Raw genomic sequence first — 17,103 nt, forward strand, 5'->3', positions numbered from 1 at the left:
CCTTAGTCGTTAACAGCTTCTTTCAATGCCTTGCCAGCTTTGAAACCAGGCTTTTTGGCAGCAGGGATTTCCAGCGTTTGGCCGGTCTGCGGGTTGCGGCCGGTACGCGCTGGGCGATCAGTCACGGAGAAGGTGCCGAAACCAACCAGAACTACGGAGTCGCCGGCCTTGAGAGCGCCAGTGACGGATTCGATTACAGCGTCCAGCGCACGGCCAGCAGCAGCTTTCGGGATATCAGCGGATGCAGCGATAGCATCAATCAGTTCCGACTTGTTCACTCTAAGTCCCCTTATATCTATTTGAGATGATTCTAAGTTTTTTTGGTGAAAGCAAAAACGAGTGCTGAATGGCCTACAGACACTTAAGAGCCGCTTTATAACAAGGGCTCTAAAAAACTGTCAAGGAAGCCCCCCAGGCAAATGCGTATTAATGCGTGCTAATTCTTTCCTTAGAGTCAGACTCTCGCTTGTCTTCCTTCGCGACTATCTCCGGAGCCACATCCGGCAAGGGCTCCGGCGCGTATTGCAGCGCAATTTGCAGGACCTCGTCAATCCATTTAACCGGTTTGATCTGAAGATCCTGCTTAATGTTGTCAGGAATCTCCTTCAAATCGCGGACATTCTCCTCGGGAATGATCACGATCTTGATCCCGCCACGATGAGCCGCCAGTAGTTTTTCCTTCAGACCGCCGATGGCCAATACCTGGCCACGCAGAGTGATTTCACCCGTCATGGCGACGTCGGCGCGCACCGGAATGCCGGTCAGCGCGGATACCAGGGCCGTGCACATGCCTACGCCGGCGCTCGGGCCGTCCTTGGGCGTAGCCCCTTCAGGCATGTGGATATGGGTGTCGCGCTTCTCGTGGAAGTCCAGGGGGATGCCCAGGCTCCGGGCGCGGCTGCGCACGACCGTCAGCGCTGCGGTGATCGACTCGACCATCACATCGCCCAGCGAACCGGTCTTGATCAGTTGACCCTTGCCCGGTACCACGGCCGCTTCGATAGTCAGCAGCTCGCCACCGACCTGAGTCCACGCAAGGCCAGTCACCTGACCAATCTGATCCTGCTGCTCGGCGAGGCCGTAGCGGAACTTGCGAACACCCAGGAAGTGCTCCAGCAGGTCCGAAGTAACCTTGACCGCGAAGCGTTTTTCCAGCGCATGCTCTTTGACCGCCTTGCGGCAGACCTTGGCAATTTGCCGCTCCAGACCACGCACACCCGCCTCGCGAGTGTAGTAGCGGATAATGTCGCGAATCGCTTCCTCGTCAAATTCCAGCTCGCCTTTTTTCAGGCCGTTGGCCTGGATCTGCTTGGGCGAAAGGTATTTGACGGCGATGTTGATCTTCTCGTCTTCGGTGTAGCCCGGCAGACGGATCACCTCCATCCGGTCCAGCAGTGCTGGCGGAATGTTCATGGAGTTGGAGGTGCAGAGGAACATCACGTCCGACAGGTCGTAATCGACCTCCAGATAGTGATCGTTGAAATTGTGATTCTGCTCCGGATCGAGCACTTCGAGCAGCGCAGAAGCGGGATCGCCGCGCATATCGCTGCCCATCTTGTCGATTTCATCCAAAAGAAACAGCGGATTGCGCACGCCAACCTTAGTCATCTTTTGAATCAATCTTCCTGGCATCGACCCGATATAAGTGCGGCGATGCCCCCGAATTTCCGCTTCATCGCGCACGCCACCGAGGGCCATGCGCACGAATTTACGATTGGTCGCGTGGGCAATCGACTCTGCCAGCGATGTTTTACCAACCCCGGGAGGCCCCACCAGGCACAGTACCGGCCCGCGAATTTTCTTCACGCGTTTTTGCACGGCGAGGTATTCGAGGATACGTTCCTTGACCTCTTCCAGACCGTAATGGTCGGCATCGAGAATATCTTCGGCGCGGGCCAGGTCCAGACGGACCTTGCTTTGCGCCTTCCAAGGCACCTGAACCAGCCAGTCGATATAGGAGCGCACTACAGTGGCTTCGGCAGACATAGGCGACATTTGCTTGAGCTTGTTCAGCTCGGCCTGGGCCTTGGCAAGTGCATCCTTGGGCAGGCCGGCGGCATCGATGCGCTTTTTCAGCTCTTCGATTTCGTTGTGCCCTTCGTCACCATCGCCAAGTTCCTTCTGAATGGCCTTCATCTGCTCATTCAGGTAGTACTCGCGCTGGCTACGCTCCATCTGCTTCTTGACGCGACCACGAATGCGCTTCTCGACCTGCAGCAGGTCGATTTCGCCATCCAGCAATGCCAGCACGTGTTCGACACGGGCAGACAAATCGATGATTTCGAGAATTTCCTGCTTCTGCTCGATCTTGAGGGCCATGTGGGCCGCCATCGTATCGACCAGCCGTCCAGGTTCGTCGATGCTGTTAAGCGACGACAGGACCTCAGCAGGCACCTTCTTGCCCAACTGCACGTATTGTTCGAACTGCGACAGAAGACTGCGGACAAACACCTCAGACTCACGCTCGGGCGCGTCCACTTCGTCGATCAGCGACACTTCGGCCCGGCAATGGCCGTCCACTTCGCTGAAACGCTCGACCGTGCCACGCTGCTCACCTTCGACTAGGACCTTGACGGTGCCGTCGGGCAACTTGAGCAGCTGCAGAACTGTTGCAATTGTGCCTACGCGATAAAGTGCGTCTTCGCCGGGATCATCGTCAGCAGGATTTCTCTGCGCCAACAGAAGAATCTGCTTGTCACCCGTCATCGCAGCCTCGAGGGCTTCGATAGACTTCTCGCGCCCCACGAACAGCGGGATAACCATGTGCGGATACACCACGACATCACGCAATGGCAGGAGAGGCAATTCGATGGTTGTCTTCATGATTTCGCCTCTACGGCGGCCACAAGGCCGGAAACAGATGGAAGTAAGCTTGAAACCAAGATGGGGGCAGCCTTGAAAAAAAACAAGCGCAAAGACACGTCTAAAACGCGCAAAAAGCAAAGGGGCCCGAAGGCCCCTTCTTTATTCCGGCACCGGGACGCTTAAGCGTCCGGCGCGGCCTTGGCAGCCGGCTCTTTGTTTTCGTAGATATACAAAGGCTTGGACTTACCTTCTATAACGCTTTCATCGATCACGACTTTACTCACCTCAGACTGCGAGGGGATCTCATACATCGTGTCGAGCAATACGCCTTCCAGAATCGAGCGCAACCCACGGGCACCGGTTTTACGCTCCAGGGCTCGTTTGGCAACCGATTTCAGCGCGTCGGAACGGAACTCCAGGTCTACACCTTCCATTTCGAACAGCTTGGCATATTGCTTGGTCAGGGCATTCTTCGGCTCCGTCAGAATCTGCATCAGTGCAGCTTCATCCAACTCGTCCAGCGTCGCCAGGACCGGCAAGCGACCCACGAATTCCGGGATCAGACCGAACTTGACCAAATCATCAGGTTCGACTTCACGCAGGGATTCACCGACCTTCTTACCCTCTTCCTTACTGCGCACTTCTGCGTTGAAACCAATGCCGCCACGGGTGGAACGGTTTTGAATAACCTTTTCCAGGCCGGAGAACGCGCCACCGCAGATGAACAGAATGTTACGCGTGTCGACCTGCAGGAACTCCTGCTGCGGATGCTTGCGACCACCCTGAGGTGGAACGGAAGCCACGGTACCTTCGATCAGCTTGAGCAAGGCCTGCTGCACGCCCTCGCCGGAAACATCCCGGGTGATGGACGGGTTGTCGGACTTGCGGGAAATCTTGTCGATTTCGTCGATGTAGACGATACCCATCTGGGCCTTTTCCACATCGTAATCGCACTTCTGCAGCAGTTTCTGAATGATGTTCTCGACATCCTCACCCACATAACCCGCCTCGGTAAGGGTGGTTGCGTCGGCGATGGTGAACGGAACGTTCAGCAAACGGGCCAGGGTTTCGGCAAGCAGGGTTTTACCCGAGCCTGTCGGGCCGATCAGCAGGATGTTGCTCTTGCCGAGTTCGACCTCGTCATTCTTTTTGTCACGTTGGTTCAGGCGCTTGTAGTGGTTGTACACCGCTACGGCCAGTACCTTTTTCGCGCGCTCCTGACCAATGACATATTGATCAAGGATGCCGCTGATTTCTTTAGGCGAAGGCAACTTATGCGCGCTGCTTTCGGCCTGGGCTTCCTGCACCTCCTCGCGGATGATGTCATTGCACAGGTCGACGCACTCGTCGCAAATGAAGACCGAGGGGCCGGCAATCAATTTGCGTACTTCATGCTGGCTTTTGCCACAGAAGGAGCAATAAAGCAGTTTGCCGTTGTCCTCGCCGTTGCGGGTGTCAGTCATTCGATCGATCCAAATCCGATAGGCTTGCAACACAAGATGAAGGCAATTGCGGGCTTTTTCAAGCCCGCAGGCGGCCGGTCATCCCAACCACCTGCATTTTGAGCGGCTTAGGCAGGCATTTGACGCTTGTTGATCACGGAGTCGATCAGGCCATATTCGGCCGCACGCTCAGCGCTCATGAAGTTGTCACGCTCGGTGTCACGCTCAATGGTTTCGAGGCTTTGGCCGGTGTGATGGGCCAGCAGCGAGTTCAGGCGCGAACGAATGTGGAGGATTTCCTTGGCATGGATGTCGATATCCGACGCCTGCCCCTGGAAACCACCCAACGGCTGGTGAATCATCATGCGCGAATTAGGCAGGCAGTGACGCTTGCCCGCTGCGCCACCGGCGAGCAGGAATGCGCCCATGCTGCAGGCCTGGCCGATGCAGATGGTGGAAACGTCAGGCTTGATGAACTGCATGGTGTCGTAGATCGACATGCCTGCTGTCACCGAGCCACCAGGTGAGTTGATGTACAGATGGATATCCTTGTCCGGGTTTTCCGCTTCAAGGAACAGCAGTTGCGCCGCAACCAGGTTGGCCATGTAGTCTTCAACGGGGCCGATCAGGAAGATGACGCGTTCCTTGAGCAGACGCGAGTAGATGTCATAGGCACGTTCGCCACGGGCAGACTGCTCGATAACCATCGGGACCAGGCCGCCTGCGGCTTGGATGTCAGAGCTCTGCTGATAAAAAGAATTGCGGGACATGTCTCGCAGTCACTCCCAAATAGTTATGTCTTGAATACGCATAAGCCAGCGCGAAGGCTGGCTTATGGGTGTGTATTTCTTACCGCAGAACGATCAATCGGCTTGTGGAGCTTCCACCGGCTTGACCGCTTCTTCGTAAGAGACCGCTTTATCGGTCACGCTAGCTTTCTGCAGAACAGTATCCACAACTTGTTCTTCCAGCACAACCGAACGGACTTCGTTCAGTTGCTGGTCGTTCTTGTAGTACCAGGACACGACTTGCTCAGGCTCCTGATAGGCCGAAGCCATTTCCTGGATCAGCTCGCGAACGCGGGCTTCGTCAGGCTTGAGTTCGAACTGCTTGACCACTTCAGCAACGATCAGGCCCAGCACAACGCGGCGCTTGGCTTGCTCTTCGAACAGCTCAGCGGGCAGTTGGTCCGGCTTGATGTTGCCGCCGAACTGTTGAACAGCCTGTACACGCAGACGGTTCACTTCGTTGTCCAGCAGAGCCTTTGGCACTTCGATCGGGTTGGAGGCCAGCAGACCGTCCATGACCTGGTTCTTGACCTTGGACTTGATGGCCTGACGCAGCTCACGCTCCATGTTCTTGCGAACTTCGGCGCGGAAACCTTCCAGACCGGTTTCCTTGATGCCGAACTGGGCGAAGAACTCTTCGTTCAGCTCTGGCAGTTTCGGCTCGGAAACGCTGTTGACGGTCACGGTGAACTCGGCGGATTTACCAGCCAGGTCCAGGTTCTGATAGTCCTCAGGGAACGTCAGGTTCAGAACGCGCTCTTCACCGGCCTTGGCGCCAACCAGGCCATCTTCGAAGCCAGGGATCATGCGGCCAGAGCCCAGCACCAGCTGAGTAGCCTTGGCGGAACCACCGGCGAACACTTCACCGTCGACCTTGCCGACGAAATCGATGTTCAGTTGATCTTCGTTCTGGGCAGCACGATCGGCCACTTCGAAACGGGTGTTCTGCTTGCGCAGGATGTCCAGCATCTTGTCCAGGTCGGCATCCGAAACATCGGCGCTCAGACGCTCGACGGAGATGGACTCGAAACCGGCAACCGTGAACTCAGGGAACACTTCGAACGTGGCGATGAACTCCAGGTCCTTGCCCTTTTCCAGCACTTTAGGCTCGACGGACGGAGCACCGGCCGGGTTCAGCTTCTGCTCGACGACCGCTTCGTAGAACGAAGACTGGATCACATCGCCCACGGCTTCCTGACGTGCGTCAGCTTCATAACGCTGACGGATCACGCTCATTGGCACTTTGCCTGGGCGGAAACCTGGGATTTTGGCCTTTTGGGCAGTCTGCTGCAGACGCTTGTTGACCTGAGTCTCGATGCGCTCAGCCGGCACGGTGATGCTCATGCGGCGCTCAAGAGCAGAAGTATTTTCAACAGAAACTTGCATGGATATTCCTCGTTGCACAGACGTTGGCCGGGCGTTTCCGACCCCAGAATGTCGGGTAGAGATGGGCCATTACTGGCCCACCTCCCCCTAAGAACCGTACGTGCGAGTTTCTTCGCATACGGCTCGGGCCTAATCAAAACCCCCGGTAAGGGGAGCCGGTTTGTTCACTGTCAATCCGCGAGCGTGTAGCCGCTGGTGACAAAGGGGGTGCAATAGTACCCGGTTATTTAGGGAGTCTCCACCGCCTTTTGTGCGGTACAGAATGTGGTGATCATGCCACCCCGTCTCCTTCGTAATCGGTAACTTACACATTGGACACAATCCTTTCTGACTCTGGAAAAGGCTCAAGATTTGCTTACGGTACGCCAGCCTTTTGAGCATCTGTTCCATACGCCTTTTCTCGCCCATTTCCTCCATAGAAGGGTCGAAGGGGTTGTACTCCCCACTCACCTTCTTGTGTCGCTCGATCGGAGTGCTCGCTAGCGAGTACAGCTCGATCGTTCGCATCTCTCCCTTGTCATTCATCGTCGCGGTGGCAAACACCCCTTTGCGCCCCTTCATGGGTTTAAAGTATTTCGCTCCGATCCACTGGAGTGTTTTCTTAGGGTGTCGCCGTTTTGCCCAACGCCATAGAGCCAGAAAGATCATGTAATCCATGCGGCTATACGCTTTCTTGGCTACCACAGGCTGGTGATAGAACGCCCAGCCACGCAGTATCGGATTCAGCTGTCGGATCAGATCCTCCTGCCTTACCGTTTTGCTGGTACTGATGACCTCCCTTACCTTGCTATAGAACGCTTTCACGTTTTTCTTGCTTGGCTTGATCAGAAGCTTCCCATCGTACTTGCGGAAATTCCAACCTAGAAAGTCAAAGCCTTCCTTTATATGGACGACACGCGTCTTCTCGAGTGACAACTGCAGCCCCCGTACTGCTAGGAACTGCTCTACCCAAGGTCTGACTTCCGTTTCCAGCACCTCTCGCGAGGTTCCAGTTATCACAAAGTCATCCGCATAACGCACCACATTGATTTTCAGCTTCTTGGCCTTTGTCACCCCCCAGTACAGCTTGAGTTGTGATTCCAGCCCATCCAGCACCAAATTTGCCAAGGTGGGCGAGATAATCCCGCCCTGTGGCGTACCGGCATCCGTTGCCTGTAGCTGGCCTTTATGAATCACACCAGCTTTCAACCATTTCCGGAGAACCACTTTGTCCGTTGGGACGTTGGCGATAAGCCAGTCATGATTGATATGGTCAAAACAGCCTTTGATGTCCGCCTCCAAAACCCATTGGGCCGAAACCTTCTTGGATAGGCAAACGAACAGCTGCCCCATCGCATCCGCCGTAGAGCGTTCGATCCTGAAGCCGTAGCTATTTGGATCACCCGTGGTTTCTGCAATAGGCGCCAGAGCCAGCAGATACAGCGCCTGCATAGTCCTGTCCGTCATGGTCGGGATGCCCAGAGGACGCTCCTTTCCATTTGACTTCGGAATAAACACACGCCGTAAAGGCCGCGGCTTATATCCATGGCGCTTCAACCCATTTGCCGCCTTCCATTTGGCATCGGGTGTATCCCAGAGCACGCGGTCGACTCCCGCCGTGCGCTTACCCTGGTTTTCAGTGACTCGCCGTACGGCCAAGTATCTGGCCGAGCGTGAGCGGGTTAACATCCGTTGCAGGGCTTTCACCCTGCGCCAGTTGCCTTCCCGACAAGCCTTCGCAATCCGTATCTGCATCGCCCGGACATTCCGCTGAACACGCCACCAATCGATGTCATGCCATTGTTGCGGAGCGCCGGAAGGCGCAGACACGGCCAATTGGCTATGTTCTAACATGCTGCCTTCCTCTCAAGTTGCCCCAAGCGAAAGACGCACACATCCCCTGACGGGAATGGACGCTCCCGCCAGGGTTGGATTAATAGAAGATCCGTTACAGCTGGATCTCTAGGTTTATTGAGACAGGTTCACTCAGAGTTCATGCGACGAAAGACCACGCAGAAGTCTGCCCGGTTTCCCGTGGAGCAATGTTCCAGCCCCTATCCGGGCCATTACAGCCCGGCTTTCGCTTTCTCTGCGATCCCATACCCGCACAGCCAACGGATCACCTTGCGGTTCACCTGCCCGAAGGCAGCTATACGGGCTTACCACGTTCCCTGCCTGTCACACGACTGGGTTAGAGTCTGCCTATTCGCCGGCGACCTTATGTGACGACGTGTTCCGACCCTTGACCAGAACAACCGGCCGCATCACCTTTTTTGGTTAATGCCTATCAGCAGATTAGGCACCGTAATGCTGACGACGTTTATTAGCAGTTCACTTGTGTTACCCATACCAGCCAGCCTAGCGCCTCAACCCGGTACTGCTCCGAGCATCTGCGCTCCGCCTCACGGCGAAGACGCACCCATACGGGGGCTACATTGTTGGAAGAGCTTCACACCTCACCGTTACCAGTGACGCATGTCTTCCTAGGCTATCGTTGGTCGCACAACGAGTCCGCTGCCACCTTGCGAGCAAGGTAGATGGACAATGACAGACAGAGCTTTCGCTCATGTCTCCGGTTTGATGTGAGCAGGGACTGCCGAGGCAGCATGCCCAAAGAATTGTTACCTCCTGTTTCAAAAGCAGGAGGGAACCCCAGCGGGGATTCTCTCCCGCATGGGTTTAGCCCTGAATAGGGCTGATGTGTAGTAGGCACTCCAATACCGGAAAATCCAGTACTGCGGTCGAGCTACCGAGCGCTAATCGACCTTGAGTTTGCCACCGCCGCTGCGGCAAGTCCTTGAAGGCATTGGACTTCTGGGAGGGTTTTGTTTCTTGGGGTTGGGTACCCAAGCTCTCGGTTCTCTTTCGAAAACCCTTCAAGATGACTCTACACCTCGAAGTTTAGGAGACACGCCACGCGTGTCGCACCAAGGGCATGCATTCTAGTAGGTCAAACTCAAGAAGTCACCCTACTGAAAAAGGGCTGGAAACAGGCGCCGAATTTAGGAGCGGACATACGGTCATGCCTCACCCGGATTGCAAATACAGTCGATCACTGCAAGGCTCTGGGTCAATGCTTCTATATATAGGAGCAGCAAACCCGCGCGCCCGGCATCCGGTCTCGCGAGGAGACCAACGGGCATGCCGCGCATCATCAGGAAACACAATCGTGACGACCCGGGCACCCCGCACAACCCTGAACCAGGGTCGGCGACAAAAAAATCATGAATACAAAAACGGCGCAGCCCTCTTCAGGTACTGCGCCGTTCTCTGCTATTTAAATAGCGACTTGTATGGTGCGGACGGAGAGACTCGAACTCTCACACCTTGCGGCGCTGGAACCTAAATCCAGTGTGTCTACCAATTCCACCACATCCGCGTATCAAGCTTTTAAAGCAAAGGCGCCAGACTGTTAATCTGGCGCCTTTCTAGAATATGGGGTGGACGATGGGGATCGAACCCACGACAACGGGAGTCACAATCCCGTGCTCTACCAACTGAGCTACGCCCACCATATTGCCTTGTTGCCTTACTTGTGCCAAAGCTGCCTAATTGGCGCACCCGGCAGGACTCGAACCTGCGACCATCCGCTTAGAAGGCGGATGCTCTATCCAGCTGAGCTACGGGCGCCTTTTTAATCTGTATTCTTGGACGATTACAAACTAAGTGCTTTCAGTGTTACCGAGTTAAAACAACCAACTCTGCTCCACCTTCTTAACCAGTGCTAGGCTGTGCCCGACAAGTGCGACGAATGTTATAGACGGCCTGATAGGTCGTCAACTCTTTTTTAAAAAAAATTCATTTAATTAAAGGGGTTAGGGGAATTTGCAGACCAAGCGCCTTTGCCCTCACGCCTCGGCATGCGAGAATGCGTTCTCTTTTTTTCCCCTCTCGATGGTTAACCACGCGCAATGACTGCACAACTTATCGACGGCAAATCGATCGCCGCCAGCCTGCGCCAGCAGATCGCCCAACGAGTCACCGAACGTCGCCAGCAAGGCCTGCGCACGCCCGGCCTTGCGGTGATCCTGGTCGGCAGCGATCCTGCCTCTCAGGTTTATGTCTCGCACAAGCGTAAAGACTGTGAAGAGGTCGGCTTCCTTTCCCAGGCCTACGACCTGCCTTCCGAAACCACTCAGCAAGCATTGGCTGATCTGATTGATCGCCTGAACGACGACCCGAACATCGACGGCGTTCTGCTCCAACTGCCCCTGCCTGAACACCTCGACGCCTCCAAACTGCTGGAGCGCATCCGCCCGGACAAAGATGTCGACGGCTTCCATCCTTATAATGTCGGTCGCCTGGCCCAGCGTATCCCGCTGCTGCGCCCCTGCACCCCCAAAGGCATCATGACGTTGCTGGAAAGCACCGGCGTGGACCTGTACGGTCTCGATGCCGTGGTGGTTGGCGCGTCCAACATCGTTGGTCGTCCGATGGCCATGGAGTTGCTGCTGGCCGGCTGCACCGTCACCGTAACCCATCGCTTTACCAAGGACCTGGCTGGACACGTCGGCCGCGCCGACCTGGTGGTCGTTGCCGCTGGCAAGCCTGGCTTGGTGAAGGGCGAGTGGATCAAGGAAGGCGCCATCGTCATCGACGTGGGCATCAACCGCCAGGACGATGGCAAGCTGGTCGGCGACGTGATCTACGAAACCGCCCTGCCCCGTGCAGGCTGGATCACTCCAGTCCCTGGCGGCGTAGGTCCGATGACCCGTGCCTGCCTGCTGGAAAACACCTTGTATGCGGCGGAAACGCTGCATAGCTGATACGCCTTTTCAGCGCAGTTCCAATCCCTGTGGGAGCGAGCCTGCTCGCGATAGCTTTGTCTCAGCCTTCATCCATGCTGACTGACACACAGCTATCGCAAGCAGGCTCGCTCCCACAGGAGTTTTTGCGCCCTTCATTAAACTTTATTTAATCGCAAGCCCCGGCGGTGCAGGCATATGGCGCTGTCGTCGCCCATACTCATAAAATGCAGCGTTTTTTAACAAGCCATTGCTGCACGGCACCTTCAACTCTATCGAGTCTACTCGCGTGAAAATCCGTCTTTCTATCCTCAGCCTGTTCTTCGCTTTCACAGGTACCTTTATCACGCAGAATGTCGAGGCGCAGGAAACCATCGCCACCCCGCGAGACACCTCAAAACTGCAAGTCGCCTCGGGCAGCGCGATACTGCTGGACTTGCAGACGAATAAAGTCGTTTATGCCAGCAATCCCGACGTAGTGGTGCCCATCGCTTCGGTGACCAAATTGATGACCGGACTGATCGTGCTGGATGCCAAGCAGGATCTGAATGAATACATCTCCATGACCATCGCCAATACACCGGAGATGAAGGGAGTATTTTCCCGGGTCAAGCTCAACAGCGAACTGTCACGCCGGGACGTGTTGCTGATTGCCCTGATGTCGTCGGAGAACCGCGCCGCCGCCAGCCTCGCCCACCACTACCCGGGCGGGTACGCAGCGTTCATCGCGGCCATGAACGCCAAGGCAAAGGCGCTGGGCATGAGCAGCACCCACTATGTCGAGCCCACAGGCCTGTCGATTCACAACGTATCCACCGCCCGGGACCTGACCAAACTGCTGATCGCGGCACGCAAATATCCATTGCTGAGCGAACTGAGTACCACCAAGGAAAAGACCGTAACCTTCCGCAAACCGGTTTATAGCCTGGGCTTTCGCAATACCGACCACTTGGTCCATAAGGCTGGCTGGGACATCCAGCTGACCAAGACCGGCTTCACCAATCAGGCCGGCCACTGCCTGGTACTGGTGACGAAAATGAGCAATCGACCGATGGCCCTGGTGGTGCTGGATGCGTTTGGGAAATACACCCACTTCGCCGATGCCAGCCGGATCCGTAGCTGGGTGGAAACCGGCAAAAGCGCCAGCGTCCCTGCCGCGGCCCTTCAATACAAGGCAGCCAAGAACCTCAAGAGCCGCCAAACCGGTGTAGTCGAAGCGTCGAATTAATTAACCAGGCAAACAAAGCCCCGACTCATCGGGGCTTTGTTTTATTCAAGGTTTTAGATCACCCAACGGGTCATACGCTCTGGAACCGGGCTCCTCCTGCTCATCCTCTTCGTCCAGAGGCGCCTTGGCGGGGCCTATCGGATCGACTTGAGGATCGCCGAGATCCGGCGAGTCGGGATCAAACCCCAAATCATCGCCAGAAGAATGTTCGGAAGAATGTGGCCCCGTAGGTGTTTTCGACTGTGCCATGCTTTTCTCCTCGCAAGCATGGGCCGGATATTCCGGCCCTGAGGTTAGGAGCCTCTGGCATGGCGGGTGGTGCCCGACAAGTGACGAACGGGGGTGAGATCAGTGTGCGCCGCTCAGGGCTTGAGTCGCCCGGGCCGCTGCCTGCTCCTGCCCTGCCCCGGCCAGTTCGCCCGCAGCTTTCAGCCAGCGCTGAGAGTCTACCTGGGCCGGGAGCTGCGTAGGTCGCTGGACCAATACCGCCCAGCCTCCAGCATCCTTGAGAGCCGACTCAAACCCACTGAAGCTCATCAGCAGCCGCCGGTTCATCCCCGATCGCAGCAAGACCGTCTGCTTTTGGCGGTCATAACCGACGAGAATGCCGTACCTGGGCCCAGACCAGAAAGCCGACCCCTCCGTATAGCGCACCAACACGGGATAACCTGCCGCGACTTGCTCCAACAGTGCCGGCAGTTCGCTGTCGAGGGGGTACACCACCAGCCCATACTCTCGCGCCAGGGTCTGCAGGTTCTGCTGCAGATGAGCCTCGCCTTCCGGCAGATGCAGAGGCTTCTCCAGCAGCCCCGGGGTGATTACCGTGCCTTGCAGCGTCAAGAGGCTGGCCAGCGACTGGGGGCCACCCTGGTACATCTCACCGCGAAAAAACGGCACGCTGTTGAGTTCCACCCGCTCGGGCAGGCGCTGAATCTGCGGCGACACACTGCCTGCGCAACCCGCCAGGGCCGCCAGGCAGGCCGTCACCAGTACCAGTGATCGAAAAGAGGAAATTACCGGAAACATTAGGACTCTCTTGTTAAGGCACCCGACATCGGGCCAGGCAAGGGCCGTCGATCATAAGGTGCAGACAGACGTGGGTATAGCCTTAAACAGCAGTCCCATCGCGGCGATAGAACGAAGCGGTCCGTCTGTCATCAATACCGATCGATTCCCTGCAACACTTTAGCGACTAGACTGTCCATTGTAACGAGTGCGTCGCCCTGAACTTGGGCAGAAGGAGGCACAGATGAGCCTGACCACAACAATCCTGATGCTGATATTCGGCTGGTTAAGCGTCGCCACAGCCATGCTGTGGGGCGTTTTGCGCATTGCACGCCGCCATCATCCTGCGCCACGACCAGCGCGGGCGGAAAAAGCACCAAAACCGGCCAGGCGCCACGCCGCCGCACACTGACCGGCCCGCCGCCCTTCAAAAATCCAAAAAAAAGCCGCCCGGGCATGGACCCGGGCGGCTTTTGAGTGCCTGTAATCAGGCTTTGTCAGCCAACGCCTTTTGCTGACGGCGACGCGACATCATGTTCAACACCTCGATCGCTGCCGAGAACGCCATGGCTGCGTAGATATAGCCCTTGGGCACATGAGCACCAAAGCCTTCGGCGATCAACGTCATGCCGATCATGATCAGGAAGCCCAGCGCCAACATGACCACTGTCGGGTTGTCGTTGATGAACTTGGCCAGCGGCTCGGCCGCCAGCAACATCACCAACACCGAGATCACGACGGCGATGATCATGATCGGCAGATGCTCGGTCATGCCCACGGCGGTAATGATGCTGTCGATGGAAAATACCAGGTCCAGCATCAGGATCTGACCGATCGCAGCGGCAAATCCGAGGGTCACGCCGGAGGTGGCGGATTTCGGATCATTCGGTGCCGGGTCCATGCTGTGGTGGATCTCGGTGGTGGCTTTCCACAGCAGGAACAGGCCGCCGGCGATCAGGATCATGTCCTTCCAGGAGAATGCCTGACCGAGGATTTCGATAACCGGCTCAGTCAACTGCACGATGAAAGCAATGGTGCTCAACAAGCCCAGGCGCAGGATCAGCGCCATGCCAATGCCGATACGCCGCGCCTTGGCGCGGTGCTGTTCGGGCAGTTTATTGGTCAGGATCGAAATGAAGATCAGGTTATCGATGCCAAGCACGATTTCCATGACGACCAGAGTCGCCAGCGCGATCCATGCAGTGGGGCTGGCAGCGAGTTGTAAAAGATAATCCATGGGTCAGTCCTGACTCGATATGACGGGGTTAAATGGTTTGGGTGGAGGTTTCGGATTCTTCAGCCTCATCCGCCGGCTTCTTCTTGGGGCTGATCAACCCGCCAGTGGCCTCGCTGATCGCCTGTTCCGCAGCCTTATGGGTGTCATCGATTGCCTGCTTGGCCGTTTCAGCGGCTTGCCCCATCAACTGCTGGGCACTTTTTTCGGCCTGTTCGCAGCCAGCGAGGGCGATTGAAGACACTGCCAACAAGGCCGCCAAACCCAGGGTTTTGTACGTCATGGATAAATGCCTCTCAGGGTTAAACAGAGCACCAAAGGTGGCTCACCGATGGCCCGGCATTCTAGAGAGGAGAATACTTCAGGAAAATTCGTATTTTCAGCGGTTATACTTCGATTTTTACGAATCGGCGTGCCTTATGCTCAATTACCGACAGTTGCATTACTTCTGGGTGGTGGCCAAGACCGGCAGCATCGTGCGGGCCTGCGAGCAACTGAACCTGACACCACAAACCATCAGCGGGCAGATTTCGCTGCTCGAGCAAACGTTTAACATCAAGTTGTTTCGCCGCGTCGGGCGACAGTTGGAACTGACCGAGGCTGGCCGCCAGACGCTGCCCTATGCCGAACACATGTTCCAGTTGGGGGGCGAACTGGAGCTTATGCTCCGGGCCCAACCCAATGAGCAACAGACGCTGTTCCGGGTCGGGGTGGCGGATGTGGTGCCCAAGTCCATCGTCTATCGGCTGCTGGCGCCGACCATGGAGCTGAGTGAGCCGCTGCGCATCACTTGCCGCGAAGACAAACTCGAGCGGCTGTTGGCGGACCTGGCGATCCAGCGCCTGGACCTGGTGATTTCCGACAGCCCGATGCCGACCCACCTGGACATCAAGGGTTATAGCCAGAAGTTGGGAGAGTGCGGGATCAGCTTCTTTGCCACCGCTGCGCTGGCCGAGCGCTATGGGCAGGATTTCCCCCGCAGCCTGAATGACGCCCCGCTGCTGATTCCAGGTGCCGAAACCGTGGTACGCAGCCGCTTGCAACGCTGGTTCGCCGAGCAACAGATCCAGCCACGCATCGTCGGCGAATTCGACGACAGCGCGCTGATGCAGGCCTTCGGGCAATCAGGCAGCGGAATTTTCATCGGCCCGAGCGTGATCGCCGAAGAAGTTCAGCGTCAGTACGGCGTACAGGTGATCGGCCAGACCGATGCGGTCAGCGAGTCGTTCTATGCCATTTCCGTGGAGCGCAAGGTCAGCCATCCGGGCATCGTCGCCATCGCCGAAGGTGCGCGACGCGAGCTGTTCAGCGCTTAGGACTGCGCGCAGGCGGCACGGGGCTTGAAGGTCATCAGCAACAACGCCAGCAGGATCGATATGAGGATGAACCCGGACGCGGCAAAACCAACGCTGCCCAGGCCCAGGGTATCGATGACGCGCCCACCGACCATCGCCCCCAGGCCAATTCCCAGATTGGCCCCGGCGATGTTCAGCGATGCGGCAAAGGCTGGAGCCTCAGGCGCGGCCTTCATCAGTCGTACATGACTGACCAGGAACAGGGCCGCCTGGGTCACTCCCCAGATGCCCATCGCTGCCGCCAGCCCGACGGTCGAATGAATGCTCGGCACCAGCGCCACCATGCCGCCGATCAGGAACAGACAAAACACCATCCAGGCGATCAAAGGGTGTCGGTCCACCGCGCGACCGCCCAGAGAGTTACCCACCAGCCCCACGGCCCCGAAGCCCATCAGGCACCAGCCCACCAGTGTGCCGTCGAACCCGGCCAGGCGCTCGAGGATATCGGCCAGGTAGGTGTACGCGGTGAACATGCCGCTGAACACCAGGATCGACAGCAGCACATGGCCCTGCATCAACGGGCTGCGCAATATCTTGAGTTGCGAGCGCAAACTGACCTGGTGCTGATGCAGATTGGTTTTGGGCAGGTAGACAAACAGCAGCAAGGCCTTGGCGAACGCAACGAACGCCAGGATGGCAAAGGCGCTGCGCCAGCCGAACGCATCAGAAATCAGCGTGCCTACCGGAATACCGAACACCGTGGCACAGACAATGCCGAACCCGATCCGGGCGATGGCCCGCCCGGCAAACTGCGGCCCGACAATGTCCACTGCCGTTTCACTGGCCAATGCCCAGAACACCGGTAGCCCCAAGGCTGGGATCAATCGGGCGACGGCCATTACGCCGATATTGGGGGCCAGCGCCGCCAGTGTGTTGGCCAGACCAAACATCACCAACACGCTGATAAACAGCTTGCGCCGCTCAAAGCGGGCGAACCAGGCGGTCAGGAACGGCCCGAATGCCGCCACGGTAAATGCAAACAGCGTGACCAGCAGCCCGGCCTGGGCAATCGTGACTTGCAGGTCGCGGGCAATGGATGGCAACAGGCCGACGATGATGAATTCGGTGGTCAGCACTGTAAGACCAGCCGCCGACAACAGAAAAACAGACAACATGCAGAACTCCAGCAAAACAAC

At 57.0% G+C, this 17,103-nt stretch carries 15 protein-coding genes and 3 tRNA genes; 4 read left to right on the top strand and 14 right to left on the bottom strand.

The window, feature by feature from the left end; all coding sequences use genetic code 11:
- Positions 1-2: 2 nt before the first annotated feature.
- The 9 genes from GKKCFE_RS16120 to GKKCFE_RS16160 form a co-directional block, all read right to left on the bottom strand.
- A complete protein-coding gene (locus GKKCFE_RS16120) occupies positions 3-278 on the bottom strand; it encodes an HU family DNA-binding protein (RefSeq protein ID WP_047228496.1) in 276 nt (91 codons plus the stop codon).
- 148 nt (positions 279-426) lie between these two features.
- Positions 427-2,823: an endopeptidase La gene (lon, locus tag GKKCFE_RS16125; RefSeq protein ID WP_076383967.1), complete on the bottom strand. Its 2,397-nt coding sequence runs from the start codon at positions 2,821-2,823 to the stop codon at positions 427-429.
- A gap of 161 nt (positions 2,824-2,984) precedes the next feature.
- On the bottom strand, positions 2,985-4,268 hold the full coding sequence (gene clpX / locus GKKCFE_RS16130) for an ATP-dependent Clp protease ATP-binding subunit ClpX (protein WP_047228498.1): 1,284 nt from the start codon (positions 4,266-4,268) through the stop codon (positions 2,985-2,987).
- 107 nt (positions 4,269-4,375) lie between these two features.
- Entirely contained in the window at positions 4,376-5,017 is a 642-nt protein-coding gene (clpP, locus tag GKKCFE_RS16135) for an ATP-dependent Clp endopeptidase proteolytic subunit ClpP (RefSeq protein ID WP_003183177.1), read from the bottom strand.
- A gap of 93 nt (positions 5,018-5,110) precedes the next feature.
- Positions 5,111-6,421, bottom strand: coding sequence for a trigger factor (tig, locus tag GKKCFE_RS16140; RefSeq protein WP_047228499.1), 1,311 nt, complete (start codon positions 6,419-6,421; stop codon positions 5,111-5,113).
- A 129-nt stretch (positions 6,422-6,550) separates the two neighbouring features.
- Positions 6,551-8,254: a group II intron reverse transcriptase/maturase gene (gene ltrA / locus GKKCFE_RS16145; protein ID WP_445576827.1), complete on the bottom strand. Its 1,704-nt coding sequence runs from the start codon at positions 8,252-8,254 to the stop codon at positions 6,551-6,553.
- A 1,440-nt stretch (positions 8,255-9,694) separates the two neighbouring features.
- Positions 9,695-9,779: transfer RNA gene (locus GKKCFE_RS16150), tRNA-Leu, on the bottom strand.
- A 57-nt stretch (positions 9,780-9,836) separates the two neighbouring features.
- Positions 9,837-9,912: transfer RNA gene (locus GKKCFE_RS16155), tRNA-His, on the bottom strand.
- A 41-nt stretch (positions 9,913-9,953) separates the two neighbouring features.
- A tRNA-Arg gene (locus GKKCFE_RS16160) sits at positions 9,954-10,030 on the bottom strand.
- Positions 10,031-10,311: 281 nt separating this feature from the next.
- Between GKKCFE_RS16160 and folD the strand changes: the two genes are divergently transcribed.
- Together folD and pbpG are read left to right on the top strand one after the other, a co-directional pair.
- Positions 10,312-11,166: a bifunctional methylenetetrahydrofolate dehydrogenase/methenyltetrahydrofolate cyclohydrolase FolD gene (folD, locus tag GKKCFE_RS16165; protein WP_047228500.1), complete on the top strand. Its 855-nt coding sequence runs from the start codon at positions 10,312-10,314 to the stop codon at positions 11,164-11,166.
- Between the two features lie 268 nt (positions 11,167-11,434).
- Positions 11,435-12,373 carry a D-alanyl-D-alanine endopeptidase gene (gene pbpG, locus GKKCFE_RS16170; protein WP_076386598.1) on the top strand — a complete coding sequence of 313 codons (939 nt, stop codon included), beginning with the start codon at positions 11,435-11,437 and terminating at the stop codon, positions 12,371-12,373.
- A 45-nt stretch (positions 12,374-12,418) separates the two neighbouring features.
- Here the strand turns inward: pbpG and GKKCFE_RS16175 are convergent, their stop codons facing one another.
- Together GKKCFE_RS16175 and GKKCFE_RS16180 are read right to left on the bottom strand one after the other, a co-directional pair.
- A complete protein-coding gene (locus GKKCFE_RS16175; protein ID WP_076383965.1) occupies positions 12,419-12,622 on the bottom strand; it encodes a DUF6021 family protein in 204 nt (67 codons plus the stop codon).
- Between the two features lie 99 nt (positions 12,623-12,721).
- Positions 12,722-13,399, bottom strand: coding sequence for a peptidase C39 family protein (locus GKKCFE_RS16180; protein ID WP_339491132.1), 678 nt, complete (start codon positions 13,397-13,399; stop codon positions 12,722-12,724).
- A gap of 223 nt (positions 13,400-13,622) precedes the next feature.
- Between GKKCFE_RS16180 and GKKCFE_RS16185 the strand changes: the two genes are divergently transcribed.
- A complete protein-coding gene (locus tag GKKCFE_RS16185; RefSeq protein ID WP_171061342.1) occupies positions 13,623-13,790 on the top strand; it encodes a hypothetical protein in 168 nt (55 codons plus the stop codon).
- 75 nt (positions 13,791-13,865) lie between these two features.
- On the opposite strand, the gene GKKCFE_RS16190 is transcribed toward GKKCFE_RS16185, so the two are convergent.
- Together GKKCFE_RS16190 and GKKCFE_RS16195 are read right to left on the bottom strand one after the other, a co-directional pair.
- The gene (locus GKKCFE_RS16190) at positions 13,866-14,615 is read right to left on the bottom strand and encodes a TerC family protein (protein WP_305466302.1); all 750 of its coding nucleotides are present in this window, start codon (positions 14,613-14,615) and stop codon (positions 13,866-13,868) included.
- A 28-nt stretch (positions 14,616-14,643) separates the two neighbouring features.
- The gene (locus GKKCFE_RS16195) at positions 14,644-14,895 is read right to left on the bottom strand and encodes a hypothetical protein (RefSeq protein WP_445576828.1); all 252 of its coding nucleotides are present in this window, start codon (positions 14,893-14,895) and stop codon (positions 14,644-14,646) included.
- Positions 14,896-15,031: 136 nt separating this feature from the next.
- Between GKKCFE_RS16195 and nhaR the strand changes: the two genes are divergently transcribed.
- Entirely contained in the window at positions 15,032-15,928 is an 897-nt protein-coding gene (nhaR, locus tag GKKCFE_RS16200; protein ID WP_076383964.1) for a transcriptional activator NhaR, read from the top strand.
- Here nhaR and GKKCFE_RS16205 read toward each other — a convergent pair.
- Positions 15,925-17,082: an MFS transporter gene (locus tag GKKCFE_RS16205; RefSeq protein ID WP_445576829.1), complete on the bottom strand. Its 1,158-nt coding sequence runs from the start codon at positions 17,080-17,082 to the stop codon at positions 15,925-15,927. The genes nhaR and GKKCFE_RS16205 overlap by 4 nt on opposite strands.
- Positions 17,083-17,103: the final 21 nt, after the last annotated feature.

The organism is Pseudomonas sp. E141, from assembly GCF_052659885.1.